This is a genomic window from Ensifer sp. (assembly GCF_031989085.1).
Classification (GTDB): Bacteria; Pseudomonadota; Alphaproteobacteria; order Rhizobiales; family Rhizobiaceae; genus Ensifer.
The window spans coordinates 1994322-2019771 of sequence record NZ_DALZXU010000001.1 but is presented as its reverse complement, the minus strand read 5'-3'; the positions used below and the strand labels follow the sequence as shown (position 1 = coordinate 2019771).

Annotated in this window: 29 protein-coding genes; 16 read left to right on the top strand and 13 right to left on the bottom strand. The window is 63.0% G+C overall.

Features of this window, described 5'->3' with window-relative positions:
- The first annotated feature begins 338 nt into the window (after positions 1-338).
- The 8 genes from RTP54_RS09800 (at position 339) to RTP54_RS09765 (ending at position 6791) form a co-directional block, all read left to right on the top strand.
- Positions 339-881, top strand: coding sequence for a Kazal-type serine protease inhibitor domain-containing protein (locus tag RTP54_RS09800; RefSeq protein WP_312362249.1), 543 nt, complete (start codon positions 339-341; stop codon positions 879-881).
- 288 nt (positions 882-1169) lie between these two features.
- Positions 1170-2417 carry an extensin family protein gene (locus RTP54_RS09795; RefSeq protein WP_112804698.1) on the top strand — a complete coding sequence of 416 codons (1248 nt, stop codon included), beginning with the start codon at positions 1170-1172 and terminating at the stop codon, positions 2415-2417.
- A 233-nt stretch (positions 2418-2650) separates the two neighbouring features.
- Positions 2651-3472, top strand: coding sequence for a sulfite exporter TauE/SafE family protein (locus tag RTP54_RS09790; protein ID WP_112804700.1), 822 nt, complete (start codon positions 2651-2653; stop codon positions 3470-3472).
- 296 nt (positions 3473-3768) lie between these two features.
- Positions 3769-4101: an ArsR/SmtB family transcription factor gene (locus RTP54_RS09785; RefSeq protein ID WP_112804702.1), complete on the top strand. Its 333-nt coding sequence runs from the start codon at positions 3769-3771 to the stop codon at positions 4099-4101.
- Positions 4098-4505, top strand: coding sequence for a YeeE/YedE family protein (locus tag RTP54_RS09780; protein ID WP_312362245.1), 408 nt, complete (start codon positions 4098-4100; stop codon positions 4503-4505). Before RTP54_RS09785 ends, RTP54_RS09780 begins: the two co-directional genes overlap by 4 nt.
- Positions 4502-4990 (top strand): YeeE/YedE family protein, encoded by a 489-nt coding sequence (locus RTP54_RS09775; protein ID WP_312362243.1) that lies wholly within the window; start codon positions 4502-4504, stop codon positions 4988-4990. The genes RTP54_RS09780 and RTP54_RS09775 overlap by 4 nt, the downstream gene beginning before the upstream one ends.
- A gap of 116 nt (positions 4991-5106) precedes the next feature.
- Positions 5107-6033: an ABC transporter ATP-binding protein gene (locus RTP54_RS09770; protein ID WP_312362242.1), complete on the top strand. Its 927-nt coding sequence runs from the start codon at positions 5107-5109 to the stop codon at positions 6031-6033.
- Positions 6030-6791, top strand: a complete 762-nt coding sequence (locus tag RTP54_RS09765) for an ABC transporter permease (RefSeq protein ID WP_112804710.1) — start codon at positions 6030-6032, stop codon at positions 6789-6791. The genes RTP54_RS09770 and RTP54_RS09765 overlap by 4 nt, the downstream gene beginning before the upstream one ends.
- Positions 6792-6807: 16 nt before the next feature.
- Here the strand turns inward: RTP54_RS09765 and RTP54_RS09760 are convergent, their stop codons facing one another.
- The 4 genes from RTP54_RS09760 to RTP54_RS09745 all read right to left on the bottom strand — a co-directional run bounded on the left by RTP54_RS09760 (position 6808) and on the right by RTP54_RS09745 (position 9345).
- Positions 6808-7488, bottom strand: coding sequence for a permease (locus RTP54_RS09760; protein WP_112815596.1), 681 nt, complete (start codon positions 7486-7488; stop codon positions 6808-6810).
- Between the two features lie 79 nt (positions 7489-7567).
- Complete coding sequence (locus tag RTP54_RS09755) at positions 7568-8269, bottom strand: TIGR02281 family clan AA aspartic protease (protein WP_312362240.1); 702 nt, start codon at positions 8267-8269, stop codon at positions 7568-7570.
- Positions 8266-8487: a DUF1289 domain-containing protein gene (locus RTP54_RS09750; protein ID WP_112804716.1), complete on the bottom strand. Its 222-nt coding sequence runs from the start codon at positions 8485-8487 to the stop codon at positions 8266-8268. The genes RTP54_RS09755 and RTP54_RS09750 overlap by 4 nt, the downstream gene beginning before the upstream one ends.
- Before the next feature lie 69 nt (positions 8488-8556).
- The gene (locus tag RTP54_RS09745) at positions 8557-9345 is read right to left on the bottom strand and encodes an adenosylcobinamide-GDP ribazoletransferase (protein ID WP_312362238.1); all 789 of its coding nucleotides are present in this window, start codon (positions 9343-9345) and stop codon (positions 8557-8559) included.
- Positions 9346-9498: 153 nt separating this feature from the next.
- Between RTP54_RS09745 and cobT the strand changes: the two genes are divergently transcribed.
- Together cobT and RTP54_RS09735 are read left to right on the top strand one after the other, a co-directional pair.
- The gene (gene cobT / locus RTP54_RS09740) at positions 9499-10515 is read left to right on the top strand and encodes a nicotinate-nucleotide--dimethylbenzimidazole phosphoribosyltransferase (protein WP_112804720.1); all 1017 of its coding nucleotides are present in this window, start codon (positions 9499-9501) and stop codon (positions 10513-10515) included.
- A gap of 228 nt (positions 10516-10743) precedes the next feature.
- The gene (locus RTP54_RS09735; protein ID WP_112804722.1) at positions 10744-11157 is read left to right on the top strand and encodes a diacylglycerol kinase; all 414 of its coding nucleotides are present in this window, start codon (positions 10744-10746) and stop codon (positions 11155-11157) included.
- Positions 11158-11162: 5 nt separating this feature from the next.
- On the opposite strand, the gene RTP54_RS09730 is transcribed toward RTP54_RS09735, so the two are convergent.
- Positions 11163-11702, bottom strand: coding sequence for a GNAT family N-acetyltransferase (locus tag RTP54_RS09730; protein WP_312362234.1), 540 nt, complete (start codon positions 11700-11702; stop codon positions 11163-11165).
- 3 nt (positions 11703-11705) lie between these two features.
- On the bottom strand, positions 11706-13241 hold the full coding sequence (locus tag RTP54_RS09725) for a HAMP domain-containing sensor histidine kinase (RefSeq protein WP_312362232.1): 1536 nt from the start codon (positions 13239-13241) through the stop codon (positions 11706-11708).
- A 196-nt stretch (positions 13242-13437) separates the two neighbouring features.
- Here RTP54_RS09725 and RTP54_RS09720 point away from each other — a divergent pair, with 196 nt between their 5' ends.
- The 3 genes from RTP54_RS09720 to RTP54_RS09710 all read left to right on the top strand — a co-directional run bounded on the left by RTP54_RS09720 (position 13438) and on the right by RTP54_RS09710 (position 15239).
- Positions 13438-14058, top strand: coding sequence for a thermonuclease family protein (locus tag RTP54_RS09720; protein ID WP_312362230.1), 621 nt, complete (start codon positions 13438-13440; stop codon positions 14056-14058).
- On the top strand, positions 14051-14686 hold the full coding sequence (locus RTP54_RS09715) for a uracil-DNA glycosylase family protein (RefSeq protein WP_312362229.1): 636 nt from the start codon (positions 14051-14053) through the stop codon (positions 14684-14686). Before RTP54_RS09720 ends, RTP54_RS09715 begins: the two co-directional genes overlap by 8 nt.
- 64 nt (positions 14687-14750) lie before the next feature.
- Positions 14751-15239: an Lrp/AsnC family transcriptional regulator gene (locus RTP54_RS09710; RefSeq protein ID WP_112804730.1), complete on the top strand. Its 489-nt coding sequence runs from the start codon at positions 14751-14753 to the stop codon at positions 15237-15239.
- Between the two features lie 105 nt (positions 15240-15344).
- Here RTP54_RS09710 and RTP54_RS09705 read toward each other — a convergent pair whose 3' ends face one another.
- The 3 genes from RTP54_RS09705 to RTP54_RS09695 form a co-directional block, all read right to left on the bottom strand.
- Entirely contained in the window at positions 15345-16067 is a 723-nt protein-coding gene (locus RTP54_RS09705; protein ID WP_312362226.1) for a DNA alkylation repair protein, read from the bottom strand.
- Complete coding sequence (locus RTP54_RS09700) at positions 16064-16939, bottom strand: NAD(P)-dependent oxidoreductase (RefSeq protein WP_409517120.1); 876 nt, start codon at positions 16937-16939, stop codon at positions 16064-16066. Before RTP54_RS09700 ends, RTP54_RS09705 begins: the two co-directional genes overlap by 4 nt.
- A gap of 106 nt (positions 16940-17045) precedes the next feature.
- The gene (locus tag RTP54_RS09695; protein ID WP_112804736.1) at positions 17046-17873 is read right to left on the bottom strand and encodes a class I SAM-dependent DNA methyltransferase; all 828 of its coding nucleotides are present in this window, start codon (positions 17871-17873) and stop codon (positions 17046-17048) included.
- A gap of 168 nt (positions 17874-18041) precedes the next feature.
- Here RTP54_RS09695 and RTP54_RS09690 point away from each other — a divergent pair, with 168 nt between their 5' ends.
- Positions 18042-18767, top strand: coding sequence for a DUF2270 domain-containing protein (locus RTP54_RS09690; RefSeq protein WP_112804738.1), 726 nt, complete (start codon positions 18042-18044; stop codon positions 18765-18767).
- A 116-nt stretch (positions 18768-18883) separates the two neighbouring features.
- Positions 18884-19588, top strand: a complete 705-nt coding sequence (locus RTP54_RS09685) for an SDR family oxidoreductase (RefSeq protein ID WP_112804740.1) — start codon at positions 18884-18886, stop codon at positions 19586-19588.
- A 37-nt stretch (positions 19589-19625) separates the two neighbouring features.
- Here the strand turns inward: RTP54_RS09685 and RTP54_RS09680 are convergent, their stop codons facing one another.
- The 4 genes from RTP54_RS09680 to RTP54_RS09665 all read right to left on the bottom strand — a co-directional run bounded on the left by RTP54_RS09680 (position 19626) and on the right by RTP54_RS09665 (position 22652).
- The gene (locus RTP54_RS09680; RefSeq protein WP_112804742.1) at positions 19626-19892 is read right to left on the bottom strand and encodes an usg protein; all 267 of its coding nucleotides are present in this window, start codon (positions 19890-19892) and stop codon (positions 19626-19628) included.
- Positions 19893-20069: 177 nt separating this feature from the next.
- Positions 20070-20900, bottom strand: a complete 831-nt coding sequence (locus tag RTP54_RS09675; RefSeq protein ID WP_112815586.1) for an ABC transporter permease — start codon at positions 20898-20900, stop codon at positions 20070-20072.
- Positions 20897-21700, bottom strand: a complete 804-nt coding sequence (locus tag RTP54_RS09670; RefSeq protein ID WP_112804746.1) for an ABC transporter permease — start codon at positions 21698-21700, stop codon at positions 20897-20899. Before RTP54_RS09670 ends, RTP54_RS09675 begins: the two co-directional genes overlap by 4 nt.
- A gap of 169 nt (positions 21701-21869) precedes the next feature.
- The gene (locus RTP54_RS09665; protein WP_112804748.1) at positions 21870-22652 is read right to left on the bottom strand and encodes an ABC transporter substrate-binding protein; all 783 of its coding nucleotides are present in this window, start codon (positions 22650-22652) and stop codon (positions 21870-21872) included.
- A gap of 415 nt (positions 22653-23067) precedes the next feature.
- On the opposite strand from RTP54_RS09665, the gene RTP54_RS09660 reads away from it, so the two are divergent.
- The gene (locus RTP54_RS09660) at positions 23068-25416 is read left to right on the top strand and encodes an OmpA family protein (RefSeq protein ID WP_312362219.1); all 2349 of its coding nucleotides are present in this window, start codon (positions 23068-23070) and stop codon (positions 25414-25416) included.
- The last annotated feature ends 34 nt before the right edge of the window (positions 25417-25450 follow it).

Sequence of the window (25450 nt, the reverse complement as noted above, 5' to 3'; positions counted from 1 at the left end):
CTGCATAATTTGCCGGGCGGCATTCAAGCCGGCGATGAAATCGAGCAAGGTGTTCAAGGCATTACACCATCAGCCGCCAGTCGAATCTGACGTGCGGCGCTGTAAAGGTTGTAATCAGTCGAGGCCCGCGCGGAGCAATCCGCGCGGGCCTCGACGATTCCGCGCGCCAATTTCCGCGGCGCCGATCGGTGTATATCCGCGAATACAATTTTAGATGGTTTTATATAAGTTTATGCCATCTTGACGATAGTCGATAATGGGATAGAAATCGCGCCCCAGGGCGTCGGGCGGGCTCATTCTGCTCGCCTGCGCTCAGGCTGCGTTTCACAGGGAATTCCATGTCGTTTTCCAAACTCATCACGTCGAAGCTGCTCTTCGCCGCCCCGATGGCGATTGCGCTCCTCAGTGCCTGCGTTCCGCATGACGGACCTTATCCGCCGCCGATACCCGCGCCGATCGGCGGCGACATGTGCACGATGGACTACGCGCCCGTGTGCGGCGAATCGCGCGGTCAGACGAGGACCTTTTCGAACGTCTGCGCGGCGCGCAAAGCCGGCTACCGTGTGAAATCGCCAGGCGAATGCCGGATCGAGGACGACCGTGAGCCGCGTTTCTGCTCGCAGGACTACGCGCCTGTCTGCGCCCAGCGTCGCGGCCAGATGCGCACGTTCCCAAACAGTTGCACAGCCGGCGAAGAGGGCTTCCGGGTTCTGTCGTCGGGTGAATGCCGCCGGCAGGACGATCGGGACGAGGAGGCGTTCTGCGCCCAGGATTACGCCCCCGTTTGCGGCCTGCGCGATGGCAGTTTCCGCACCTACTCCAATTCCTGCTCGGCCAAGGCGGATGGTGCGGCGGTTGCCAGCGCCGGATCCTGCATCTGAAGCAGCGCGCTCTGGCGTCCTCCAGCCGCCAGTATCAAAGGTCCGCAGCCGGTTGGCTCGCGGGCCTTTGTGGTTTTAGGAGAAGGAGTTGCAGCCTTTCGACCTGCTGGATGTTGGGTGCCGCGCGCAAGGCTTCATTTACCGTGTTTGCATAAAATGCCCCGGAAATCGGGCTTTTTCGGCCGGGCGCCCGGCTTGCGACACAGGCGGCCTGCACCGTTTTGAAGTCGGGTGGGCGCGGCGTGGCGATATCTCCGGTATCGCTCTGGATGAAGGCGGCAAATCGGTATGGGGTATGTTTCCTCGCTTCAGCGGCCCTTGACGGCCTTCGTGCTGTCGATCTCGCTCGTTGCCTGCACGACGGATGACTTGACGCCGTCGGCGCGGATTGACAGCGGCGAACGCGTCGGCGCCATCGGGCCTGTTCCCGTCGATGCCGTGCCGGAACAGGAGGTCGCGGCCTATCCCTCCGGTGAGCCGGTTTCCACGTTCGGCGGCGGCCGGACTGCGCCGGCAGCGAGCCATCAGCCGCCGCGCCGCGCACTGCCGATGATCGACAGCGAGGAGGCGACCCTTTCGGGCGCGCAGCCCGTCAGCTCCGGTTCGAGCGCTATTCCCTCCGAAGGCGTCAACATGGATCAGATGCTTGGCGTCGAGCCCGTGGTCGGGCTGGCGGAAGAACAGAACAACGAGATTGCCGAGGGCAATGCCAGCCAGCCGGTCGTCGGCGGTATCGGCGAGGACAATGTTCGCCAGCTCGGCAGCCCGCCGCAGACCCTGGACGCGGCACAGGCAAGCCTTGGCGGCGATCCGGATCTGCCGCCCCTGACCGCGGAGCAGATTTCGGCCGAAGAGGCCGCGCGTCGCCGTGCCTTCGAACGCCAGAACGCGATGCAACGGGCGCAGCAGCCGCAGGAAGTGGCGATGCTGCCGCGCGCCCGCAATCCGATGTCGGAGCCGGAAACCCAGTTCACCGGCCAGATGCCGCGCTCGGAGATTGCCTGCCGTCAGCGGCTGCGCAAGCTCGGCGTTGAGTTCCGCGATATCCCGCGCATCAGCAACGGCCCTTCCTGCGGTATCGACTATCCGATCGAACTGGCCGGCCTTTCGGGAGGTATCGACGTCAAGCCTGCGGTCAAGCTCAACTGCGAAGTGACCGAAGCCTTCGCCAAATGGGTGAAATACGAACTCGCGCCTTCGTCGCGCTATCGCTACTGGTCCGGCGTCAAGACCATCAAGCCGCTCGGCGGCTATTCCTGCCGCACCATGAACTCGCGCCGCGGCAACCCCATGTCGGAGCACGCCCACGGCAATGCCATCGATGTCGGCAAGTTCGTCTTGAAGAACGGCAAGGAGATCGATGTGCGCAAGAAGGGCTTCTTCGCCTTCCGCGAAAAGGGGCTGCTGAAAGCCGTGCGCACCGACAGCTGCAAATACTTCAACACGGTCCTCGGGCCGGGCAGCGATCCCTATCACAAGGATCATTTTCACTTCGACCTGCGAACCCGCAAGACCGGTTATCGCCACTGCGATTGACAGGTGCGAGCGAGCGCTTTTGCCAGCGATCAAAAAAATGGCCGGCGGGGAGCCGGCCGACGTCCGGAGAGGGGGCTCCGGACCAGAAACGATGCGTGCAAATCACGGGGCGTGCGGGCCGCGTGCCCCGCCAAACTGATTGATAAGCATCACCGTTTCGTGACAAGACGGTCCTCCCGGCCGATAATTCCGCGTTTCTTCGTCGGGGCTCAGCTGTCACGATGGAGCATGCAATGCCACCGGTCTCGGAACTGATGATGTTTGCCCTGGCGCTTGCTGCCGCCGGGGTGGTCGCTGGCCTGCTTGCGGGCCTCTTCGGCATCGGCGGCGGGGCCATCCTCGTGCCCGTCTTCTACCAGGTGTTCGGCCTGCTCGGCATCGATGATGCGGTGCGCATGCATCTGTCTGTCGGCACCTCGCTTGCCATCATCGTGCCGACCTCGGTGCGCTCGTTCCTGTCCCATTACAAACGGGGCGTCGTCGACATGGCGCTTCTGAGAAACTGGATCATCGCCGTGCCGCTCGGTGCGATCCTGGCGTCGGTGATCGCAGCATCCGTCAGCAGTGGAACGCTGCGGTTGATCTTTGCGGTGATCGCCCTTGCGGTCGCCTTTCGCATGCTGTTCAACCGGGCGAGTTGGCGGCTCGGCTCCGACCTGCCGCGCAATCCGGCGAAATGGCTCGTCGGCGTTGCGATCGGCATCCTTTCGGGGTTGATGGGTATCGGCGGCGGCGTGCTCAACAACACCTTCATGACGCTCTATGGCCGACCGATCCACCAGGCGGTCGCGACATCGGCCGGCGTCGGTGTGCTGATTTCGATCCCCGGCCTTTTCGGCTATGTGTGGGCCGGCTGGGGCATGGCCGGCTTGCCGCCATTCTCAACCGGATTCATCAACTGGATCGCGGTCGCGCTGATCATTCCGATCACCCTGCTGGTCGCACCGCTCGGCGTGCGCGCCGCGCACGCCATGAACCGGCGCCAGCTCGAGGCCGGCTTCGGCATTTTCATGGTCTTGATTGCTTTCAGGTTTTTCTACAGCCTTTACGGGTAAGGCTCTTCTCAGGCAGGCATTTTAGCGCATCCTTTTGGTTGCTTTCACGCGCATTGCCAACCTCTGCGCGTATTTTTGTCGCGCGTACCGTTGTAGTGGACTGATTCTGCTCTATGATTCTGTCGAGCCGCGATAGCCGGCCGGGCCGTAAGGTAACGCCTTTGTGTTTCCTCTGGCTCTTCAATAAGTAATACGATAATATATTACTTCGTATAACAATCATGGATTGAGTGTGGTTTTGTTCCAGGCGCACCTTTTAGGTCTCCACTCACTCCTACGCACCACGGGAGGAAGGCATGGGTACTGTTATGCGATTTCCAGGTGTGCGTGCCGACATGACGGCGCACGCCACCGATGTTTCCCGGATTCTGCGCACGCTTTCCAATCGCAACCGGCTGCTGATCGTCACGACGCTGCTCGAAGGTGAGCATTCTGTCGCGGCGCTGGAAGAGTTGCTGGGGATCCGGCAGCCGACGTTGTCGCAGCAGCTGACGGTGCTGCGCGAGGCCGGCGTCGTATCGACGCGGCGCCAGGCAAAGCAGGTCTTCTATCGCCTCAGCCATGATAAGGTCGCGCGGCTGGTCAGCACGCTTTGTCAGATCTTTTGTCGCGAAGGCCCGAAAAAATGAATGAGTATTGGAGTGCGCTTGCCGGTGGCCTGCTGATCGGGCTCTCGGCGGCGGTCTTGATGGTTGCCAACGGACGCGTGGCGGGCATCAGCGGCATCGCTGGGCGACTGCTGCAGGGCACGCAGGCCGCGACCGGCACCGTCTTCATTCTCGGGCTCGTGGCGGGCCCGGTGATCTACCGCTTTTTCTCCGGCGCATGGCCGGCCGTGACCGTCAGCGCATCCTGGCCGTTGCTGGTGATCGGCGGATTGCTGGTGGGCTTTGGTTCGCGGATGGGCTCCGGCTGCACCAGCGGCCACGGCGTCGTCGGTCTCGCCCGGTTGTCGCGCCGATCGATGGTGGCGGTCGCGACCTTCATGTTCGCGGCGATTGTCACGGTTTTTGTTCAGGGTCTGTTTCAATGAGGCGGGATATCGTCTGGCGGTTGGTGGCCACGCTTGCCTCCGGCATTCTCTTCGGCGTTGGCCTTTCGCTCTCCGGCATGCTGGATCCGGCGCCGGTGCGCGGCTTTCTCGACATTGCCGGCGACTGGAACCCGTCGCTTGCCTTCGTTCTTGGAGGGGCGGTTGCCGTCTCGGCGCTGGGCGCGCTGACTGTCAGGCGGATGCGACGCCCATTGTTCGACGACAGCTTTCACTTGCCTGAAAACCGCGTGATCGACGGGCGGCTCGTCATCGGTTCGGCCACCTTCGGCGTCGGATGGGGCCTGGTGGGGCTTTGCCCCGGTCCGGCGCTCGCCTCGTTGTCACTCGGGTTGCCGGCGACGGCGCTTTTCGTGGTTGCCATGCTTGCCGGCATGGTGCTGCACGATCGCCTGCCGAGGATCGGAGCCGGGCGGCAAGGCGCGGGCAGCGGTTCGAATGGCCTGGAAACCGGCCGATCCTCCTGACGTTGACGCTCCGTCACCCGGTTTTTTGCACGAGCCGGGCTGCAAATCCTTCTGAATCGGCCCATATAGGCGAGACCTGCCGACTTCGCTCTCCCCCCGCATCCCGGATCAGCTTCATGGCGCCCATCGTTTCCGTTTCCAATCTTTCCAAGACCTATGCCTCGGGTTTCAAGGCGCTCAAGGGCGTCAGCCTCGATATCGAGCAGGGTGAAATCCTGGCGCTGCTCGGCCCGAACGGGGCAGGCAAGACCACGCTGATCTCGATCATCTGTGGCATCGTCAACCCGACGGGCGGCACCGTGCTGGTCAACGGCCATGACGTCGTGCGCGATTTTCGCGAGACCCGGTCGATGATCGGGTTGGTGCCGCAGGAGCTGACGACCGACGCCTTCGAAACGGTCTGGAACACCGTCACGTTTTCGCGCGGCCTTCATGGCAAGAAGCCGAACCCGGCCCATATCGAAAAGGTGCTGAAGGATCTCTCCCTCTGGGACAAGAAGGACAACATGCTGCGCGAATTGTCCGGCGGCATGAAGCGGCGCGTGCTGATCGCCAAGGCGCTGTCGCACGAGCCGCGCGTGCTCTTTCTCGACGAGCCGACGGCCGGCGTCGACGTCAGCCTGCGCAAGAGCATGTGGGAGGTCGTCGAGCGGCTGCGCGCCTCTGGCGTGACGATCATTCTGACGACGCATTACATCGAAGAGGCGGAAGAGATCGCCGACCGCATCGGCGTCATCAATGGCGGCGAGATCCTGCTGGTCGAGGACAAGACGGCGTTGATGTCGAAGCTCGGACGCAAGCAGTTGCGTGTCGACCTGTCGCATCCGCTGGAGTCGATCCCCGAAACGCTGTCGTCCTACAACCTCACGCTCGAGGGGGATGGCCACTGCCTGATCTACGACTATGACACCAGCGCCGAGCGCACCGGCATCACTTCGCTCCTGGCAGCCCTTGCCGAGGCGGGCGTGCGCCTCAAGGACATTTCCACGCGACAGAGCTCGCTGGAGGACATTTTCGTCGAGATCGTGGGAGCCGGACGATGAACATCGAAGCGATCAAGTCGATCTATTTCTTCGAGATGGCGCGCACGCGGCGCACGCTTTTGCAGAGCGTGGTCTCGCCCGTGATCTCCACCTCGCTCTATTTCATCGTTTTTGGGGCGGCGATCGGCCAGCGCATCCAGGAGATCAACGGCGTCTCCTACGGCGCATTCATTACGCCGGGCCTGATCATGCTGACGCTGCTGACGCAGTGCATCGGCAACGGTTCCTTCGGCATCTATTTCCCTAAATTCACAGGCACGATCTACGAGGTGCTGTCCTCGCCGGTGTCGATGATCGAGATCGTGCTCGGCTATGTCGGAGCGGCGGCGACCAAGGGGTTGATGATCGGCACGATCATCCTGTTGACCGCTTCGTTGTTCGTCGACCTTTCGATCGCCCATCCGATCGCCATGGTGTTCTTCTTCGTGCTCACCGCCGTGTCGTTCAGCCTGTTCGGCTTCATCATCGGCATCTGGGCCAAGGATTTCGAGCAGTTGAACCTGATCCCGATGCTGGTCATCCCGCCGCTGGTCTTCCTCGGTGGCAGCTTCTATTCGATCGACATGCTGCCGCCGTTCTGGCAGGCGGTCAGCCACTTCAATCCGGTGCTCTATCTCATCAGCGGCTTCCGCTGGAGCTTCTTCGAGGTGTCTGACGTCAACCCGCTCTTCAGCGCGGCGATCATCCTGGTGTTCCTGACCATCTGCCTGTCGGTGCTGGCCTGGATCTTCCGGACCGGTTACCGCCTGCGCAACTGATCGACGCAAAACGGCCTCAGAGCGGCGCGGCACCGGTGCCATAGACCATGGCGGCGCCGAGAAGTAGCACGGCGATCAGCGCCAGAAGCAACGTCCAGACGACGTAGAGCGCGGCACTGATGGTCGATAGCCCGAGGTCCGTCCTGAACCAACGGATCTCCACGATCACGTACCAGGTGAAGGCGACAAACACGCAGGCGAGGCCAGCGATGCGTGCGGTATGGCTCTCCGTTCGGGCGAGCAGCATGCCGACGCTGAGCACGAGTGCGAACGGGGCCGCGACATAGCACTGGCTATAGAAGGGTGGCCTGAGGGTATCGCGGGTCAGCCGCGCGCCCTTGTGGCGAAGCAGCCTGACCGCCATCAGCAAGGGCAGGATGCTGAAGGAGACCGCGCGAAACATCAGCAGATTGGAGTCGCTTGCCAGCAGCGGCGGTGGCGCCCAGGGCGTCGTCTGGTTGACCAGCGCGAGCTCGACGCCGTGAGCAAGCATCAGCGTGATCAGTAGAAACAGCGGCGGGCTCAGCGTGTCGGTATATTGCTCCGACACATCGTCGGTCAGCTCCATGTCGGCATAGCGCATCATCGCCTGCGGCTGCCTGAGCGTCCGCCACATCGTCAGCGGATAAAACAGCAGCCATGACACCAGTTCATAGAGAAGCTCTTCGATCGACTTCAGCAGTCGCATGAAATCCATGAGCGAAACCTTGCGTGATGGGCCGCGGACATCTGTTGCCCACGCACCATGCACGAAGATGCGCCCGTCGCAATGGCGATCAGTCGCGCAGGCGAAGCTCGTCGGTGCGCATCTGCAGGAATTCAAGCGTGGACAGGAAGCTCATGCCAAGCAGGCTCTGGTCGAGCTTGCCTTCGGCGGCGACCGTTGCGCGGATGTCGCGGCGCACGATCGGGCCGACGGCAACTTCGGACAGCAGGACGGGTGCTGCCATCGCCTGGCCATTGGCAGTCATCACCGTCACGGTGTAGCTGAGATTGGCCGGGTCGAGGCCGATCCGCTCTGCATCCTCGTAGGTCAGCGCAATGCTGCTGGCGCCGGTGTCGACCAGCATGTTGATCTCCTTGCCGTCGACCGTTGCATTGGTCTCGAAATGGCCGTTGATCATCTTCTGCAGCACCACCTCCTGGCGGCCTTCGCTGTCGGTGATGACGGTGGCGCGGCCGGGCAGGAGACCGGAGAGCACCCGGTTGCCGAACCCCTCCAGCTCGAAGCGGTAGACATAGGCCGAGACGAGGGCGAGCACGATCAGGAGCCAGATCGCCGCCTGCCTTGCACCTTCGCCGAAACGGCGGCGGCTTTGCCAGATGCCGGCGCTCAGCAGCGTGGCGATCGCGCCGAGCGAGACGAGCTGGCCGAAATCGTCATTCGGCAGTCCGAAGGTGCGGCCGGCATCGTGGTTGACGATGAGCAGCAGCAGGCCAATCGCCAGGATGGAAAGCAGAATAAGAAGCCGTGTCATGCGTCGCCGCGTTCCCTGGCCATGCGCGTGCGGCGCGTTTCGCGGCGTGGCTTGCGCTCCATCGTCTCGAGCCTTGCCGGCAGGGCCAGCATGATCGCCCGGCGCTCGGCGTCGGTGTATTGCGACCAGGCGCCGACCTCGTTGCGGGTGCGTCCGCAACCGAAGCAGTAGCCGGTCTTGTCATCGATGGAACAGATGAGAATGCAGGGAGTTTCCATGGTCCTGAACTGAAGGTCCCGGGTTGCGGCGGGGCGGCCGGCGTTGTTTCGACTGATTATATCGGCTTTTCAAACGGTCAGTGCAAGGGCGCCGAGAACGGCGATCTCCGTCAGTTGCTGGGTCGCGCCGATGGTGTCGCCGGTGTGGCCACCGATCTTGCGTGTGGCGAGACGGCCGAAGGCCGCAACGGTGACGATGAACGCGACAAGCGACAGAATGAGGGCGGTGGCCGGCGCCTTGGCGAAGTAGAAGAGCAGCATGGCCGAGAGCACGCCGGAGGCCAGCGCAAAGGACGTGGCTGCCGGATCCGGTGTGCCGGCCGAGGCGGCGACACCGTCACGGCGCGCCGGCGGCAGCCGCGACCAGTGCCAGACCATGGCCGCACGGCTGAGGGCCGCGACGGCAAGGAGCATCAGCCCGGCGCCCGACGGCGTGAACAGCGGCAGGAAAGACGCGAGCGCCGACACCCTGAGGCCGAAGGACAGGATCAGCGCGACTGCGCCATAGGAGCCGATGCTGCTGTCCTTCATGATCAGCAGTGCCGCATCGCGGTCGCGCCCACCGCCAAACCCGTCGGCGGTATCGCCAAGCCCGTCCTCGTGCAGGCAGCCTGTGACCAGCGCCTGGACGGCAACGACCAGGAAGGCGGTGAAGAGGGAGCTCACCTGAAACGCCATCAGCACGGATGCGATGGCGGCTGCGGGCAGGGCGATCATGAGGCCGGCCAGCGGAAATGCCCGGACGGCCCGGTTCAACCGGCCGTCATAGTTGACGAAATGCCGCTGCGGCATGTGGATGCGACTGAGGAAGGCGACGGAACGCGCGAGATCGTCACAAAAATCGCGAAGATATGTCATCGCCCGTCTCCCATGGCAGGCGCGCCGAATCGACACCTGTTTGCCGGATCATGCTCCGGCGACGCGGATTGGCGCAAATGTCGTTGCCCGAAATTTCCGTGGCCTCTATGAGGAGCGTGGATTGTACTTTTCGATATGCAAGGATTCTTCTCCATGAGCGCCAGCGGCCTGCCGTTTGATGATTTCCGCGAATTGCTGCGCAACCTGCCAGGCCCGAACTCGGCCGCCCTGGTTGCCGCGCGCGATCGCGATGCGCAGCTGACAAAGCCGCCGGGGGCGCTCGGGCGCCTCGAGGAGATCGCCTTCTGGCTTGCGGCCTGGACCGGCAAGCCGCCGGCGGTCAACCGGCCACTGGTCGCGATCTTTGCCGGCAACCACGGGGTTACCCGCCAGGGCGTCACGCCGTTCCCGGCGTCCGTGACGGCGCAGATGGTCGAGAATTTCGCCGCAGGCGGTGCTGCGATCAACCAGATCTGCGTCAGCCACGATCTCGGCCTGAAGGTGTTTGACCTGGCGCTCGACTATCCGACCGGCGACATCACCGAGGAAGCCGCCCTTTCCGAGCGCGATTGCGCAGCGACGATGGCCTTCGGCATGGAAGCGGTTGCCGGCGGCACCGACCTGCTGTGCATCGGCGAGATGGGCATCGGCAACACGACGATTGCGGCCGCGATCAATCTCGGCCTTTACGGCGGCACCGCCGAAGAGTGGGTGGGGCCCGGCACGGGTTCGCAAGGCGAGGTGCTGAAGCGCAAGATCGCCGCCGTCGAAAAGGCCGTCGCACTTCACAAGAACCATCTGTCCGATCCGCTGGAGCTGATGCGCCGGCTGGGCGGCCGCGAAATCGCCGCCATGGCCGGTGCCATTCTTGCCGCCCGCATGCAGCAGGTCCCCGTCATCCTCGACGGCTACGTGGCGACCGCTGCGGGCGCAATCCTCAAGGCCGCCAATCCGTCTGCGCTCGACCACTGCCTGATCGGCCATGTCTCGGGCGAACCGGGGCATATGCGGGCGATCGAGAAACTCGGCAAGACGCCCTTGCTGGCGCTCGGCATGCGCCTTGGCGAAGGCACCGGTGCTGCCCTTGCCGCAGGGATCGTCAAGGCCGCAGCCGCTTGCCATGGCGGCATGGCCACGTTCGCGCAGGCGGGCGTCAGCAACAAGAACTGAACGAGAAACGGCGGGCCTTCGAACGAGGGCCCGCCATTTGCTGTCGACCGGCTGTCGCCGAAGCGATGCCAGGCGATGTCGGGCCTTGCTGGCCGTATCCTTCTCGCCTATCCAGAGTGCCGATGCACGCCGCGCACACCTGCCGGCGCACACTGCAACCGAGACCGCCTTGCATTCGCCTCAATGACGATGTCGAAGCAGCGCAGTTTTACAGCCAGTCGAGATGAAATGGACGCCAACAACACCACGCCCCGCCGCGGCCAGACCGGTCCGGTCGAAAAGCAGACCGGGATCCGCCATCTGTTCGCTGCCGCCAGCTATTCGCTCGGCGGCGCCAAGCGGTTGATCGGCGAGGCCGCGTTCCGGCACGAACTGATCGCCTTTGCGGTGGTCATCGTCGCGTTCGTGATCGCCGGCGCCACCTTCTTCCAGTATGTCGCGATGGCGATCCTGTTCCTGCTGATGATGGCATTCGAGGCCATCAACACGGCGATCGAGGAGATTGTCGACCGTGTGTCGCCCGAGATTTCCGAGATGGGCAAGAACGCCAAGGACCTGGGCTCGTTCGCCTGCCTCTGCCTGATCGTCGCCAATGCCGTCTATGCCGGCTATGTGGTGGTGTTCGTCGGCTTCTTCGGCTGATCGGCTCAGCCGGCCGGCCTTGCCCGATAGAGCACGTGCGGGCGAAGCGCGTTGCCTTCGGGCACCGTGACGTCGTCGAAATCCTCGGCCGGATCGCGCTTCATCCCTAGCTTCTCCATCAGCGCCCGTGAAGGATGGTTGACGCGCGAGGTGTAGCCGATCACTTCGGTGAGCCCAAGCGCTGCCCAGGCGTGCCGCAGGCAGGCGTCGGCCGCCTCGAGCGCATAGCCGTAGCGCCAGTAGGGGCTCCCGAGGATCCAGCCTATCTCGACATGTGGGCCACCGGAAATCTCCTCGCCGGCGATGGAAAGTCCGAGGCCACCGATGAGCGCGGCATCGGCCTTGCGCTCAAGTGCCATGAAGGCAAAGCCGTGTTTTTCCAGGTGGGCATCGCACTCGGCGATGACGTCGGCGGTCTCCGCCGCTGTAAGGACGGACGGATAATAGAAGCGGCGGACATCAGGATCGGCATTGATCAAGGCAAAGGGCGCGAGGTCACGATCTTGCCAGGGCCGCAGCCGCAGGCGTTCGGTCTCGATGCGCATGGATCAGGCGAAGCTCTTGCGACGGCGGGCAGGGGCGGGCACGTCTTCGACGGCCGGCAGGCTTTCCAGCACGCGCCGCGCCGGCAGGATGGCGATCGCTTCGGTGCCTTCGCGCAGCTTCGACCGCAGGATGAACTCGCCGTTGTGCTTGGCCAGGATCGCCTGGACGATCGGCAGGCCGAGGCCGGTGCCCTGTTCGGCGCTCTTGATGGCGATGGAGCCCTGGCCGAAGGCCGAAAGCACGATCGGGATTTCCTCTTCGGGAATGCCCGGACCGTTGTCCTTGATAGAGAGATACTGTCCGCCGCCCGCGGTCCAGCCGACCTTGACGGTGATCTCGCCGCCGGAGCTGGTGAATTTCACCGCATTCGACAAGAGGTTCAGGATGACCTGGCGCATGGCCTTTTCATCGACCCAGACGCTCGGCATGCCCTGCTCGAACTGCGCGTGAATGCCGATCGTCTTGGCACGGGCGCGAAGCTGCACCATGCCGATGCAGTCGTCGGCGATGTCGACAAGGCTGACAGCCTCTTCGTTGAGGTCGTAGCGGCCGGCCTCGATGCGAGAGAGGTCGAGGATCTCGTTGATCAGGTTGAGCAGATGTTCGCCCGAGCGGTGGATGTCGCTGGTGTATTCCTTGTAGGTCGGGTTGTTGAGCGGCCCGAGAACTTCGGTCGACATCACCTCGGAGAACCCGAGGATGGCGTTGAGCGGCGTGCGCAGTTCGTGCGACATCGAGGCGAGGAAGCGCGACTTGGCGAGGTTGGCTTCCTCGGCGCGGCGCCGTGCCTCATCCGACATCGATTTTGCCACTTCGAGCTCGGCGATCAGGTCGTCCTTTTCCGATTGCATCGACAGGATGTGGACATTGGCCCGGTTCATGCGGTCGGTCATGAAGACGAGGAACAGCAGCGCCAGCGCGATCACGCCTGTCAGCCCCATATGCACCGGATCGCCCGTGGTGATGGACGAGAAGGCGAGGCCGGCAACGACGGGCAGGAAGGTGTAGAGCAAGGCATTGCGCAGCAGGAAGGTGCCCATGGCGGTCGCAGCCAGCGCAATCAGCAGACCCGTTCCTTCAAAGAAACCATAGCGAACGCCGCCGCATGCGGTGCAGTCCTGCGTCACGAAGGTTGCCCAGCAAATGCCCATCAGCAGCTGGCCGATCAGGAAGCGGCGGCGCCAGACCGGCACTCTGTCGGCGGCAATATCCTGCTTTTGGGCCTTGCGGGCCAGAAAGACGGTGACGGCGTGAGCGGACAACGTCATCACCGCCCAGATGACGATGCTCAGGTCGCCAGAAAGGTAGATGCCGACAGCGGTAATGAAGGCGACGATGATCGGCATGGCAATGGCGCCATGCAAGGCTGAGCCGATATAGAGATTGAGCATTTCGCGTTCGAAGCCGGACGGAGCCGACGAACCGGTTTGCAGCCGTTCTCGCGTCGCGCGCACGGTCTTCGAAACAGCCTTGTTTCGATGGCTTCGCGACTTGTCGACAATAATCTTATCAGTCGATGTGCTGACGGCGATACTCATGCTCATATATGCAACGGTTAAGGCTGGTTGCACTGTAGTCAGCAATCCTTAAGAAGTTGCTGCTCGCGTGAAGGATTCGAGAACCATTGTGGCGCGATCGTGATTTGCGGCCGCCGGGCGGCGCGGCAAACAAGAGGGTGCTTTGAGCTTGAGATCGGGCAGATCCAGACATCGGTTTACAGGTGGGGGGCGCGGGATGAAGGATCTCGCGCCTGCCGGACGGTTGGGGACCGTCGGCGGCTGGATCCTGTTTCTCATGCTGTGCGTCGGCGCCTATTTTGCCTCGCAACTGCCGGGCCCGGAGCGTGCCGTGACCGGCGAGGTCTCCGGGACGGCAACCGCCAGTGACGGCGACAGCCTGCGCCTTGGCGGTCGGCGGATACGGCTTGAAGGTATCGATGCGCCGGAGTTCGGCCAGACCTGCACACGCAACGGCGCAGAATGGGACTGCGGGACGGACGCGCGCCAGCGGTTGCGGGGGATGGTGGCGAGCGGAAAGACGCAATGTCGCCTCCATGGCCGCGACAAATATGGCCGCGATCTCGGCACCTGTGAAACTGACGGGCGGGACATCGGGCGGGAAATGGTGGCGAGCGGCTATGCTGTGAGCTACGGCCGCTACCAGAAGGAGGAGGCGGAGGCGGAAAGCCGGAACGTCGGTCTCTGGGCAGGCGACTTCATCCGGCCCCAGGCCTGGCGTCGCACCAACGGACATGCGGACGAGGCGCCGCATGTCGTCGACGGCTGGCTCGATGCCATCCGGCTCTGGCTGTTCGAAGGGCTCTCGGCGCTGTTTGCGAGGATCGGCGATGCATGACGACGAGAACGATCTCGGACCTCTTCGCGCCGCTATTGCCGCCTGTCGCGTCTGTCGCGACGAGCCGGCGCGTGGGCCGGAAGATCGCCTGCCGCACGAGCCGCGGCCGGTGTTGGTCATGTCGAGGTCGGCGCGGGTGCTGCTCGCGGGCCAGGCGCCGGGCCTCAGGGTTCATGAGAGCGGACTGCCCTTCAACGACGCCTCCGGCGACCGGCTCAGGCAATGGCTCGCCGTCGACCGCGCGACGTTCTACAACCGCGACAAGCTGGCAATCGCGCCGATGGGGTTCTGCTTTCCCGGCTACGACGCGCATGGCAGCGACCTGCCGCCACGCCGCGAGTGCGCGCCCCTGTGGCGCGCGCAGGTGATGGCGGCGATGCCGCAGGTGGAACTGGTGCTGGCGATCGGCCACTATGCGCAGCGCTGGCATATCGGACCGGACTGTCCGAAATCCATGACCGAGACCGTTTCAGGCTGGCGGCGTTACGCCCTGCGCAACGCCGTGCCCGCCATCCTTCCCCTGCCGCATCCGAGTTGGCGCAATACCGGCTGGTTGAAGCGCAATCCGTGGTTCGAAGCGGACGTCCTGCCGTTTCTACGCGAGCGGATCAGCCTGTTGATCGCCTGAAAAAATATTCTTTATCTTTGCTGATTTCGCGCTATAGAAAGAAAAATAATTCGAGAGGGACATCATGGATCGTCTAGACCGCAAAATCCTGCGCCTGTTGCAGGAGGATTCCACCCTGGCCGTTGCCGACCTTGCCAAGAAGGTTGGCCTGTCGACCACGCCTTGCTGGCGGCGTATCCAGAAGATGGAAGAGGATGGCGTCATCCGTCGGCGCGTGGCCCTTCTCGACCCGGTGAAGATCAATACCAAGGTGACCGTGTTCGTGTCGATCCGCACCAACACGCATTCGATCGAATGGCTGCGCCGCTTTTCCGAAGTGGTCGGCGAGTTCCCTGAGGTCGTCGAGTTCTACCGCATGAGCGGCGACGTCGATTACCTCTTGCGCGTCGTCGTGCCTGATATCGCCGCCTATGACGCCTTCTACAAGCGGATGATCGCCAAGATCGAGATTCGCGACGTTTCCTCGGCTTTCGCCATGGAGCAGATCAAGTACACGACCGAGCTGCCGCTCGACTACATGATGATCGACCAGGCGAAATCCAGCGAGGATTGAGACCTGACGAAGGGCGGCGCTGGCCATTCCCCGCGCTGCCCGTCGTCCGGAGATTTGGACACCGGACATTCGATCAGCGGGTCGCAACACGCCATTGCGTGGCGTTCAGGCCTTCACATCATCCGGGCCTGGCGCCATGAGCCCGAGCTTCTCCGACACTTTTGGTCCGCTTAACTCACGCACGGCATCCTTGCCGATCCATCTGGCCGTTCGGTCGGTGCTGCGGCCAAGCTTTTCGGCAAGTGCAAGCGCCGGGCCGTGACAGGTGAAATTGCGCTTGCCGATCTGGCGCAGCGCCCAGTTGACGGCCTTCTTGACGAAGTTGCGCTCGTCTTCGGCATGCCGCTCGATCAGCGGCAGCCAGGCAAGCAGGCTCGCGTCCGGTTCCTTCTTCAAGTGCACGGCGGCCATCGCCATCATCGAAAAGGCGAGGCGGCGTACGAATTGCCGGTCGTCCTCTGCAAAATTCGGGATCAGTGCCTGTTCGAAACGGGCAGTGACGAAGAGGTCGGCGACGGTGTCGACGATCTCCCAGGAATTGCAGTCATCCGCCCAACGCCGTGCCTCGTCGAGCGTCAGGGCCTTGGGGTCGGCGGTGAAGGCGGCAAGGATGCGTGCCTCTCTGATATCGGACTGCCAGAGATCGAGCGCACGGGCATGACCGGTCTTCACCTGCCGCGCGATCCCGTGCAGCGCGACATTGGAAAGGCCGAGCGCCGTTTCGGTGTCGATGCCGAACCGCGCCATGCCGGCAAGACTGTCCTGCGAGCGCTGAGCTCGCAGGTGCGCAATGATGTCTTCGGCACTCGAGGTCGGCGAGAGCGTCATTTTTCCAGTCGGGCCAGCAGCGAGGACGTGTCCCAGCGGTTGCCGCCCATGGCCTGAACGTCGCCGTAGAACTGGTCGACCAGGGCTGTGACCGGCAGCTTGGCGCCGTTGCGGCGGGCTTCCGAAAGCACGATGTCCAGATCCTTGCGCATCCAGTCGACGGCGAAGCCGAAATCGTATTTGCCGGCATTCATCGTCTTGTGGCGGTTTTCCATCTGCCAGGAGCCGGCAGCCCCCTTGGAGATGACATCGACGACCTTCTCGATGTCGAGACCGGCCTTCTTGCCGAAATGGATGCCTTCGGCCAGCCCCTGGACGAGGCCGGCAATGCAGATCTGGTTGATCATCTTGGTGATCTGGCCGGCACCGGCCGGGCCCATCAGTCCGACCATGCGGGCAAAGGCGTCGATCACCGGCTTGGCGCGTTCGAAGGCGGGTTCGTCGCCGCCGCACATCACCGTCAGAACGCCGTTTTCAGCGCCGGCCTGGCCGCCGGAGACGGGCGCATCGACGAAGTGGGCGCCGCGAGCCTTTGCGGCCTCGTAAAGTTCCCGGGCGACTTCTGCGGAGGCCGTGGTGTTGTCGATGAAGATGGCATCGGCCTTCAGGGTCTCGAAGGCGCCGTCCTTGCCTGTGGTGACCGAGCGCAGGTCATCGTCGTTGCCGACGCAGGCAAAGACGAAATCGGCGCCATCGGCAGCTTCCGCCGGTGTGCGGACAGCGCGGCCGCCGAACTCGGCAGCCCATTTTTCGGCCTTCGCGAAGGTGCGGTTGTAGACGGTCAGTTCGTGTCCGCCGCGGACCTTGAGGTGGCCGGCCATGGGATAACCCATGACGCCGAGACCGATGAATGCGACCTTTGCCATATTCAGAATGCTCCCATTGCTTTGGCTCTGGTGTAACTGATGGCGGGCGCACGGAAAAGAGCGAAGGGAGCATCGTTCGATGCTCCCTTGGAATGATGATGTGTCGGCCCGATCAGGGCTTGAAGCGGGCGATCACCAGGTGGCCGGCGATGGGTTCGCCTTCTTCCATGCGAACGGTGATGTCGCCGACTTCGATCACTTCGAAACCGGTCGCCGTCAGGCGTTCGCGCAGGTAGGCCTCGGCATGGGCGAAGCGCTGGTGCGGCCCGACCATGAACGGACGGCCGGCGAATGTCTCGGCCGGCAGGGTTTCGCTCGAAAAGATGAACAGGCCGCCCGGCACGAGATTGTCGACGGCGCCGAAGAACAGCGCTTCGAGCGCGCCCATATAGGGCAGAACGTCGGTCGCGACGACGAGATCGAAGGGCTCGTCGTCGTTGTCGTCCAGGAAATCGATGGCTTCGGCCACGTAGAGGGTCTCGTAGAGATCCTTCTCGTGAGCGATCTCGACCATGTTTTCGGAGAGGTCGATGCCGGTGATGTCTTCGGCCATGTCGCGCAATGCGCCGCCGGTCAGGCCCGTGCCGCAGCCAAGGTCGAGCACGCGGTTGAAGGGCCCGAGTTCGAGTGCCTGCAGGCGCTGGCGCACCAGAAGCGGCACGCAATAGCCGAGTTGCTCGACGAGCACGTTGTCGAAGACGTCTGCATGCTGGTCGAAAAGCGTGGCGACATAGGCATCCGGCGCCTTTACCGGCGTCTCGCCGCGGCCCATCGAGGCGAGACGAACGGAGGCGCCGCCGTGATCCTCGGGATCGAGTGCCAGCACTTCGGCATAGGCCTCGGCTGCGGCATCGAAATTGCCGGATTTTTCCAGTGAAAGGGCGCGGTTGTAGGCTTCCGCCAGCGCTTCTTCGTCGATGATCGTGGTGTTCTGGGTCATGCCCGCTTCTTACGTCCGAAGCCTGTCTTTGGCAATGCGCGACATCTTTATGCCGCCGGCACCCGCTGCCGACAGATAAAAAACGGCAGCGCGCGACGTTGACGGGATTTATCCAGGCCGGGAAAGGGTTCATGATCGCAACAACAAGAAAAGACGGAGGAAATGCCGATGGCCGCCGAACTCAGTCCGTTGCTTGTCGGGGCGGAAATCAAGGAGGCGAAGGGGCCGCCCTTGCCCCAGACGTCGCAGGAGCAGATCAACGCCGTCGTGCACTATTATCGCGGCGAAATGGGGCGCATGGCCGGCTGGCGCGATCGCATCGACCGCACATCGAACTGGGCAATCACGGTTGTCGCGGCGCTTTTGTCGGTGTCGCTGTCGACGCCGTCCTCCCATCACGGCGTGCTCCTGTTTGCCATGCTGCTGATCACGCTGCTGCTCTTGATCGAGGCCCGGCGTTACCGCTTCTTCGACGTCTATCGCGCCCGGGTGCGTCAGCTTGAGCGCGGGTATTTCGCCCAGATCCTGGCGCCGGATGGCGCGCCGAACCTCAACTGGGCCGCCTCGATCGCCAAGAGCCTGCGCAAGCCGGCCTTCCTGATGAGCTATCGCGAGGCGGTGTGCCGCCGGCTGCAGCGCAATTACTGCTGGATGTATCTGATCCTGCTGCTCGCCTGGGCGCTGAAGATCTCATCGCCGAAACTGTCGACCAACGGCGAGCCGTTCGGCCACGTGCGTTCCTGGGCCGACGTCACCCAGAACGCGGCGCTCGGCCCTTTGCCCGGCTGGCCCGTGATCCTGGTGGTGGTGCTGTTCTACGCGGTGGTCCTCTACGGCTCGCTGCACAAGGAGCCGGGCGAGGGCGAGCTTGCCCATGGCGAGGTACACGTCTGAGCGACAGGCGGCTGCAAAGGATGTGTGCATTTGTGGCTGCGTTCAGAATTTGTCGTTTGAGATTGCCGCGGGCGACTGCTTCTATCCGGCCATCAGGAGCCTAACAGGAGAACAGCATGGCTGGCGAAAAAGTAGCGGTAATCACGGCGGGCGGATCGGGCATGGGGGCGGTCGCCGCACGGCGGATGGCGGCGGAAGGCTATCGCGTCGCGATCCTGTCGTCCTCGGGCAAGGGCGAAGCGCTGGCGAGCGAACTCGGCGGTCTTGGCGTCACCGGTTCCAACCAGTCCAACGACGATCTGAAGCGTCTGGTCGACAAGGCCTATGACACCTGGGGCAGGGTCGACGCGCTGATCAACTCCGCCGGCCATGGCCCGCGCGCGCCGGTGCTGGAACTGACCGATGAGGATTGGCACAAGGGGATGGAGGTCTATTTCCTCAACGCCGTTCGCCCGGCGCGGCTGGTGACGCCGATCATGCGCGAGCAGAAGTCCGGCAGCATCGTCAACATCTCGACCTATGCGGCCTTCGAACCCGATCCGCTGTTTCCGACATCGGGCGTCTTCCGTTCGGGGCTTGCCGCCTTCACCAAGCTGTTTTCGGACCAGTATGCGGTCGACAACATCCGCATGAACAACGTGCTTCCCGGCTTCATCGACAGCCTGCCGGAGACGGAAGAGCGGCGCAATCGCATCCCGATGAAGCGTTACGGCACGTCGGAAGAGGTGGCGGAACTGATCGCGCTTCTGGCAACCGACCGCGGCGCCTACATTACCGGCCAGAACATCCGCATCGACGGCGGCATTACCCGATCGGTCTGATCCGGCTGTCCTTGGCCGCACGTTGCGCGGGGCGGGTTCAGTGCAAGATGAACTCGCCCTTCAGCGCCCGCCACTCGGTGGCCGATATCAGCTTGCGATGCACGTAGCGCACCGAGTGCAGGGGGCCGTCGAGCTTTTCCTGCCAGAATTTCAGGAAACCGCGCATCTCCGGAAAGTCCGGGGCGATGTCGTAGTGCTGCCAGATATAGGTCTGCAGGAATGTCGGGTGATCCGGCATGCGGTAGAGGATCTGGGCCGTGGTCATCCCGTAACCCTTCAGCTGCAGTTCCATTTCGTTCGTCATAGTAACCTCACTTCTCGCAAAGGTTGGTCTCTATGATGAAACGCTTGATTTATTAATCAAGTTCTAATATTTGTCTCGATCTGAAACTTTAGGCGTAATAACAATGGCTTGGCAGCACTCGATGAAGAGTGCTGCCAAGCCATTTGATTGTAATATGTCTGTTAGAGCTTCGGGCCTCTAGCGCTTCAGATGGCGCGTCAGCCGGTTCTCGAGCCAGGCCCAGATGTTGCGCAGCAACTCCACCATGATGAGGTAGAGGATCGCCGCCCAGACATACATCTGGTAGTCGAAGGTGCGCGAGAAGGCGCGGCGCGTTTCGCCCATCAGGTCGAAGACCGTGACGATCGCAACGATGGCCGAGCCCTTGATCATCAGGATGATCTCGTTGCCGTAGGGCCGCAGCGCCACGATCATCGCCTGCGGCAGAATGATCTTGTAGAAGGCGATACGGTCCGGCAGGCCAAGGGCGGCAGCCCCTTCGCGCTGGCCACGCGGCACGCTCTCGATCGCGCCGCGCAGGATTTCGGCCTGGTAGGCGGCGGTGTTGAGCGTGAAGGTGAAGAGCGCGCAGTTCCAGGCTTCGCGGAAGAACCACCAGAGACCGATGGATTCGAGCTCGGGCCGGAAGCTGCCGAGGCCGTAGTAGATCAGGAACAGCTGTGCGATCAGCGGCGTACCGCGGAAGAAGTAGACATAGGCATAGGCAAGCCAGGACCAGATCTTGTTCTTCGACATGCGACCGAGCGCGACCGGCAGCGAAAGAATGGCGCCGAGCACGACCGAGCAGGCGACCAGCGTCAGGGTGACGCCGAGGCCCGACAGGAAGCTCGGGCCGTATTTGGCGAACTTTGCCGGATCCCAGCCGTTGACGACGGTCAGGAATATGCCGACGGCGAGCGCCAGCCAGATGCCGAGCGAAACGCTGCCCACAAAGCGGGCGAGGCTGTAGGGCTTGGGCGGAACCGGTGGCGGCGCCTGTGGCGGGATCATGGTTTCGACGAAGCTCATCGGCCCATCTCCGCGCGCTTGGTCCAGCGCTCAAGGTTGGAGAAGACGATCGATGAAACCATCGCCAGCATCAGGAAGAGAATGCAGGCAAGGCTGAAGAATTCGAAGGCCTGCTTGGTGACGCGGGCGGCAATGCCGGTCTGGCGAAGAATATCGGGCAGGCCGACGACGGAGACGAGGGCGGTATCCTTCAGCAGTGCCATCCAGAGATTGCCGAGGCCCGGCAATGCGATGCGCACCAGTTGCGGCAGGATGATCAGCCGCATGGTGCGACCGCGATGGAGCCCGAGGGCCGCGCCCGCTTCATACTGGCCGTGCGGAATGGCTTTGAAGGCAGACAGCAGGACTTCCGAGCAGTAGGCCGAAAACACCACGCCAAGCGCAATCATGCCGGCGAAAAAGGCGTTGATCTCGACAGGGCCCTCATATCCGAACGATGCCAGCAACTGCTGCACCAGGATCTGCAGGCCATAATAGACGATGAACAGCGTCAGCAGTTCCGGCAGGCCACGAAAGATGGTCGTGTAGATGTTCGAGGCGAGGCGCACTGTGCGCTCTTCGGACTGTTTGCCGAGCGCGATGAAGAAGCCGATCAGAAGGCCGACCGGCAAGGTCGCAAGGGCGAGGCTTGCGGTAACGACGAAGCCGTAGGCAAGTTCGTCGCCCCATCCGGTATCGCCGCAGGCGAGGAGCGTGCCAGATGCGAGCCAGCGAAAGACGCCGACGGGGCCGCACAATGGATCCACGATGGAGCCGATCCAGGCCAGGATCGAATAGAAGCCGGCAAATAACCCGCTCATGTCAGAGAATTCCCCTTTGCGCTGTTTTTATGCATATGGATCGCGCTTATGTTTTAGGTTCTTGTCAAACAAAAACGGCGGAAGGGCAAGCCATCCGCCGTTGCATTTTTTTCATCAACCAACGTTTTTCCGGCATGATTCACTAGCAAAACCGGCCGGAAGCCGTCGATCAGCTGCCATAAACGTCAAAGGCGAAGTACTTTTCGTTGATTTTCTTGTACTCGCCGTTGGCGCGGATGGCTTCGATCGCCTTGTTGAACTTCTCGCGCAGCGCGTCGTCGCCCTTGCGCACGGCAATGCCGGCGCCTTCGCCGTTGATGACGGGATCGACCGGCAGCGTGCCGAGAAGCTTGCAGCAGGCGCCGTCGGCCGACTTCAGCCATTCCGAAAGCACGACGACGTCGTCGATGACGGCATCGATGCGGCCGTTGACGATGTCGAGCTTGTACTCTTCAGAGGTCGGGTAGAGCTTGATGTCGGCACCCTTCATATGCGCTTCGGCATAGTTGGAGTGGGTGGTCGAGCCCTGCGCGCCGAGCGACTTGCCGGCAAGTGCTGCCTCGGTCGCTTCGGTGATCGGCGAATCCTTCGGCACGACGATCGCTGGCGGCGTGTTGTAGTACTTGTTGGTGAAGTCGACCTTTTCCTTGCGCTCGGCGGTGATCGACATCGACGCGATGATGGCGTCGAATTTCTTGGCGATCAGCGCCGGAATGATGCCGTCCCAGTCCTGCGTCACGAACGTGCATTCGACCTTCATCTCGACGCAAAGGGCCTTTGCGATGTCGATGTCGAAGCCGGTGAGGGTGCCGTCCGATTCGAGATTGTTGAAGGGCGGGTAGGCGCCTTCGGTGCCGATAACGACCTTTTCGCCATCTGCCATGGCGGTGCCTGCCATGAGCACGAAAACGGCAGCCGATGCGGCGGCTGCCAGCCGTCTGGAAATACGCATGATAGTCCTCTCTGTTGGCCGACATCCGGTATTTTGTTCTTCGCGGATGCCTATCTTGACCGGGGCGCTTGCCACCGGTTGTGCCGATATTCGTACTGTTTCCCCGCAAAAATCAACTGGAAAGCGACGGTGCCCACCGGGAAAAGGAATTCGACCGGTGATTGCATCGCGCGCGGTGGCAGCGAACATGAACGGGGCGTTCAGCGGCGGTTAATCTTGCTTTCGCTAGCCCTATTACGGGAACCGATCAGCGGTTCGGGCGTTGCGTTGCCGGCTCCTGTGGAGTGCAACACAAAAAAGCCGGAACCTTGGATCAAGGCCCTTGAGAATTCACGCCTGTCTCCTGTTGCCGAAGCGGCTGTCCGGTGGGAAACAGAGGCAGGCCAGGGACCTCCCAGGACGAGGAAGGAAGATAATGTCGATTCGATCCAGACTATTCGCAACCGTGGCGCTGCCGGTGCTCTCGGTGTCGCTTGCGGTGCAACCAGCCCTTGCCGACAGCCTGATGAAGCCGTTCGAGGTGGCCCAGGAAGGGAGCGGCCAGCCTACGGATGAACAGCTTCTGCTGCAGCAGCGCCAGGCCGAAGAGCAGCAGCGCGCAGCCGAGGAGCAACAGCGGGCCGCCGAAGAGCAGCAGCGCGCGGCCGAAGCCGAAGCGCAGCGCCAGCAGCAGGAACAGCAGGCGGCCGAACAGCAGAGGGCCGCCGAAGAAGAGGCTGCCCGCCAGGCGGCCGAACAACAGCGCGCAGCCGAGGAAGACGCTGCCCGCCAGGCGGCCGAGCAGGAAAAGGCTGCGGAAGCCCAGCGCGCCGCGGACGAGGAAGCTGCGCGCCAGGCAGCCGAACAGCAGAAGGCTGCCGAAGAGGAAGCCGCCCGCCAGGCGGCCGAGCAGGAAAAGGCAGCCGAGGCGCAGAAGGCCGCCGAGGAAGAGGCAGCCCGTCAGGCCGCCGAACAGGAAAAAGCGGCCGAAGCGCAAAAGGCTGCGGAAGACGAGGCAGCACGCCAGGCCGCCGAACAGGAGAAGGCCGCGGAAGCTCAGAAGGCTGCCGAAAGCGAAGCTGAGCAGAAGGCAGCCGACGAACAGAAGGCCTCCGACGAGCAGAAGGCTGCTGACGAGCAGAAGGCTGCCGAAGACGAAGCAGCGCGCCTGGCTGCCGAACAGCAGAAGGCTGCAGAAGCAGAAGCAGCACGCTTGGCCGAGGAGGCCAAGAAGGCCCAGCAGGGCGAGGCCACTGGCGAGCAGCCGGCAGCAGAGGGCCAGAACGCTGGTGAGCAACCGCCAGTGACCGAAGAGCAGAAGGCTGGCGAACAGCCGCCCGCGAGCGATGGCCAGAACGCCGGCGAAGCCGTCGTGCCCGCCGTCGAGCCGCAGACCGAGCCGCAGACGGGCGAAGGCCAGCCGGTTCCGGGCGTCGAGCAGCCGGCAACGGCCGAACAGCAGCCTCAGGTCCAGCCGGTCCCCGAAGTGGTCGATACCCGCACCGAGGAAGAAAAGCAGAAGATTGCCGAAGACCCGGCCGCATCCGACGAAACGGTCGTGCTCCCGGTTGAAAACGGTGCGGCCGTTCTCGACAGCGACAAGGACGCCGACAATTCAGGCGGCAACAAGTCGCGCGAAGATCGCCAGAAGCAGCGTGAAGAGCTGCGCGCGCAGGAAGAGGCCGCTCCGGCGCCGACCGACGATGCATCCGCACAGGTGCAACTGCCGGCCGAACTCCAGGCCGAGCTGCCGCAGAAGATAGAGGCGAACCTGACCGAAAAGGGCACGCGCGTCGAGGAAGTTCCGGTGTTTGCGGTTCCGGAGACGACCAACATCGTCAACAACACCGTCATCAACAACACGGTGATCAACAACAATACTGTCGTGAACAACAACACGGTGGTCAACAACGTCACGAACAACATCACCGATGTGAGGGTGGTGCAGGAGATCGACAACCGCGTCATCCTCGGCGTCGGCGATCAGATCTTCGTGCGCGGCGACGATCGCCCGCGCCTGCGTCGTGATGCTGAAGAGACCTTTTACGACCAGCTGCCGCGTGGCCGTACCCGCGAAACCATCGTTCGCCCGGGCGGTTACCGGATCGTCACGATCTACAATCGTTACGGCGACATCCTGCAGCGTTCGCGCGTCGATCGCGACGGCAACGAATACCTGATGATCTACGCGCCCGAGCGTGACGAAGGTCCGCGTCCGGCCATCATCGACGTCGGTTACGAGCTGCCGCCGATGCGCCTGCGCATTCCGGTTCGCGAATACATCGCCGATGTCTCCGACGATCCGGGCCGCGACTATTACGACTTCCTGGCCGAACCTCCGGTGGAGCGCGTCGAACGTGTCTACACGATGGACGAAGTTCGTCATTCGGCACGTCTGCGCGACAAGGTGCGCCGTATCGACCTGGATACGATCACCTTCCCGACAGCAAGCGCCGAGGTGTCGATGTCGCAGGCAAAGACCATGCGTGGCGTTGCCGCCGCCATGGAGAAGGTGCTGGCCAAGGACCCGGGTGAAACCTTCTTCATCGAGGGACACACGGATGCGGTCGGCTCTGACCGCTCGAACCTGGTGCTGTCTGACCAGCGCGCCGAATCGGTTGCGCAGCTTCTGACCGAGGTCTACGGCATCCCCGCCGAAAACCTGGTAACCCAGGGCTATGGCGAGCGCTTCCTGAAGGTGCGCACCCAGGTTGCCGAGCAGCAGAACCGCCGCGTGACCATCCGTCGCGTGACGCCGCTCGTCCGTCCGGTCGCGCAGCGCTGACAGGTTCGAGCCTGGCTCGACACCTTTGACAAAA

What these genes read in the sequence shown, in the direction of transcription:
- RTP54_RS09750 (WP_112804716.1), bottom strand. Translation starts at nt 8,487, where the DNA reads ATGGAAACTCCCTGCATTCTCATCTGTTCCATCGATGACAAGACCGGC.
- RTP54_RS09790 (WP_112804700.1), top strand. Translation starts at nt 2,651, where the DNA reads ATGCCACCGGTCTCGGAACTGATGATGTTTGCCCTGGCGCTTGCTGCC.
- RTP54_RS09785 (WP_112804702.1), top strand. Translation starts at nt 3,769, where the DNA reads ATGGGTACTGTTATGCGATTTCCAGGTGTGCGTGCCGACATGACGGCG.
- RTP54_RS09665 (WP_112804748.1), bottom strand. Translation starts at nt 22,652, where the DNA reads ATGCGTATTTCCAGACGGCTGGCAGCCGCCGCATCGGCTGCCGTTTTC.
- RTP54_RS09800 (WP_312362249.1), top strand. Translation starts at nt 339, where the DNA reads ATGTCGTTTTCCAAACTCATCACGTCGAAGCTGCTCTTCGCCGCCCCG.
- RTP54_RS09755 (WP_312362240.1), bottom strand. Translation starts at nt 8,269, where the DNA reads ATGACACGGCTTCTTATTCTGCTTTCCATCCTGGCGATTGGCCTGCTG.
- RTP54_RS09710 (WP_112804730.1), top strand. Translation starts at nt 14,751, where the DNA reads ATGGATCGTCTAGACCGCAAAATCCTGCGCCTGTTGCAGGAGGATTCC.
- RTP54_RS09670 (WP_112804746.1), bottom strand. Translation starts at nt 21,700, where the DNA reads ATGAGCGGGTTATTTGCCGGCTTCTATTCGATCCTGGCCTGGATCGGC.
- RTP54_RS09765 (WP_112804710.1), top strand. Translation starts at nt 6,030, where the DNA reads ATGAACATCGAAGCGATCAAGTCGATCTATTTCTTCGAGATGGCGCGC.
- RTP54_RS09745 (WP_312362238.1), bottom strand. Translation starts at nt 9,345, where the DNA reads ATGACATATCTTCGCGATTTTTGTGACGATCTCGCGCGTTCCGTCGCC.
- RTP54_RS09660 (WP_312362219.1), top strand. Translation starts at nt 23,068, where the DNA reads ATGTCGATTCGATCCAGACTATTCGCAACCGTGGCGCTGCCGGTGCTC.
- RTP54_RS09685 (WP_112804740.1), top strand. Translation starts at nt 18,884, where the DNA reads ATGGCTGGCGAAAAAGTAGCGGTAATCACGGCGGGCGGATCGGGCATG.
- RTP54_RS09695 (WP_112804736.1), bottom strand. Translation starts at nt 17,873, where the DNA reads ATGACCCAGAACACCACGATCATCGACGAAGAAGCGCTGGCGGAAGCC.
- RTP54_RS09735 (WP_112804722.1), top strand. Translation starts at nt 10,744, where the DNA reads ATGGACGCCAACAACACCACGCCCCGCCGCGGCCAGACCGGTCCGGTC.
- RTP54_RS09730 (WP_312362234.1), bottom strand. Translation starts at nt 11,702, where the DNA reads ATGCGCATCGAGACCGAACGCCTGCGGCTGCGGCCCTGGCAAGATCGT.
- RTP54_RS09720 (WP_312362230.1), top strand. Translation starts at nt 13,438, where the DNA reads ATGAAGGATCTCGCGCCTGCCGGACGGTTGGGGACCGTCGGCGGCTGG.
- RTP54_RS09795 (WP_112804698.1), top strand. Translation starts at nt 1,170, where the DNA reads ATGGGGTATGTTTCCTCGCTTCAGCGGCCCTTGACGGCCTTCGTGCTG.
- RTP54_RS09680 (WP_112804742.1), bottom strand. Translation starts at nt 19,892, where the DNA reads ATGACGAACGAAATGGAACTGCAGCTGAAGGGTTACGGGATGACCACG.
- RTP54_RS09770 (WP_312362242.1), top strand. Translation starts at nt 5,107, where the DNA reads ATGGCGCCCATCGTTTCCGTTTCCAATCTTTCCAAGACCTATGCCTCG.
- RTP54_RS09705 (WP_312362226.1), bottom strand. Translation starts at nt 16,067, where the DNA reads ATGACGCTCTCGCCGACCTCGAGTGCCGAAGACATCATTGCGCACCTG.
- RTP54_RS09725 (WP_312362232.1), bottom strand. Translation starts at nt 13,241, where the DNA reads ATGAGTATCGCCGTCAGCACATCGACTGATAAGATTATTGTCGACAAG.
- RTP54_RS09715 (WP_312362229.1), top strand. Translation starts at nt 14,051, where the DNA reads ATGCATGACGACGAGAACGATCTCGGACCTCTTCGCGCCGCTATTGCC.
- RTP54_RS09675 (WP_112815586.1), bottom strand. Translation starts at nt 20,900, where the DNA reads ATGAGCTTCGTCGAAACCATGATCCCGCCACAGGCGCCGCCACCGGTT.
- RTP54_RS09780 (WP_312362245.1), top strand. Translation starts at nt 4,098, where the DNA reads ATGAATGAGTATTGGAGTGCGCTTGCCGGTGGCCTGCTGATCGGGCTC.
- RTP54_RS09760 (WP_112815596.1), bottom strand. Translation starts at nt 7,488, where the DNA reads ATGGATTTCATGCGACTGCTGAAGTCGATCGAAGAGCTTCTCTATGAA.
- RTP54_RS09775 (WP_312362243.1), top strand. Translation starts at nt 4,502, where the DNA reads ATGAGGCGGGATATCGTCTGGCGGTTGGTGGCCACGCTTGCCTCCGGC.
- cobT (WP_112804720.1), top strand. Translation starts at nt 9,499, where the DNA reads ATGAGCGCCAGCGGCCTGCCGTTTGATGATTTCCGCGAATTGCTGCGC.
- RTP54_RS09690 (WP_112804738.1), top strand. Translation starts at nt 18,042, where the DNA reads ATGGCCGCCGAACTCAGTCCGTTGCTTGTCGGGGCGGAAATCAAGGAG.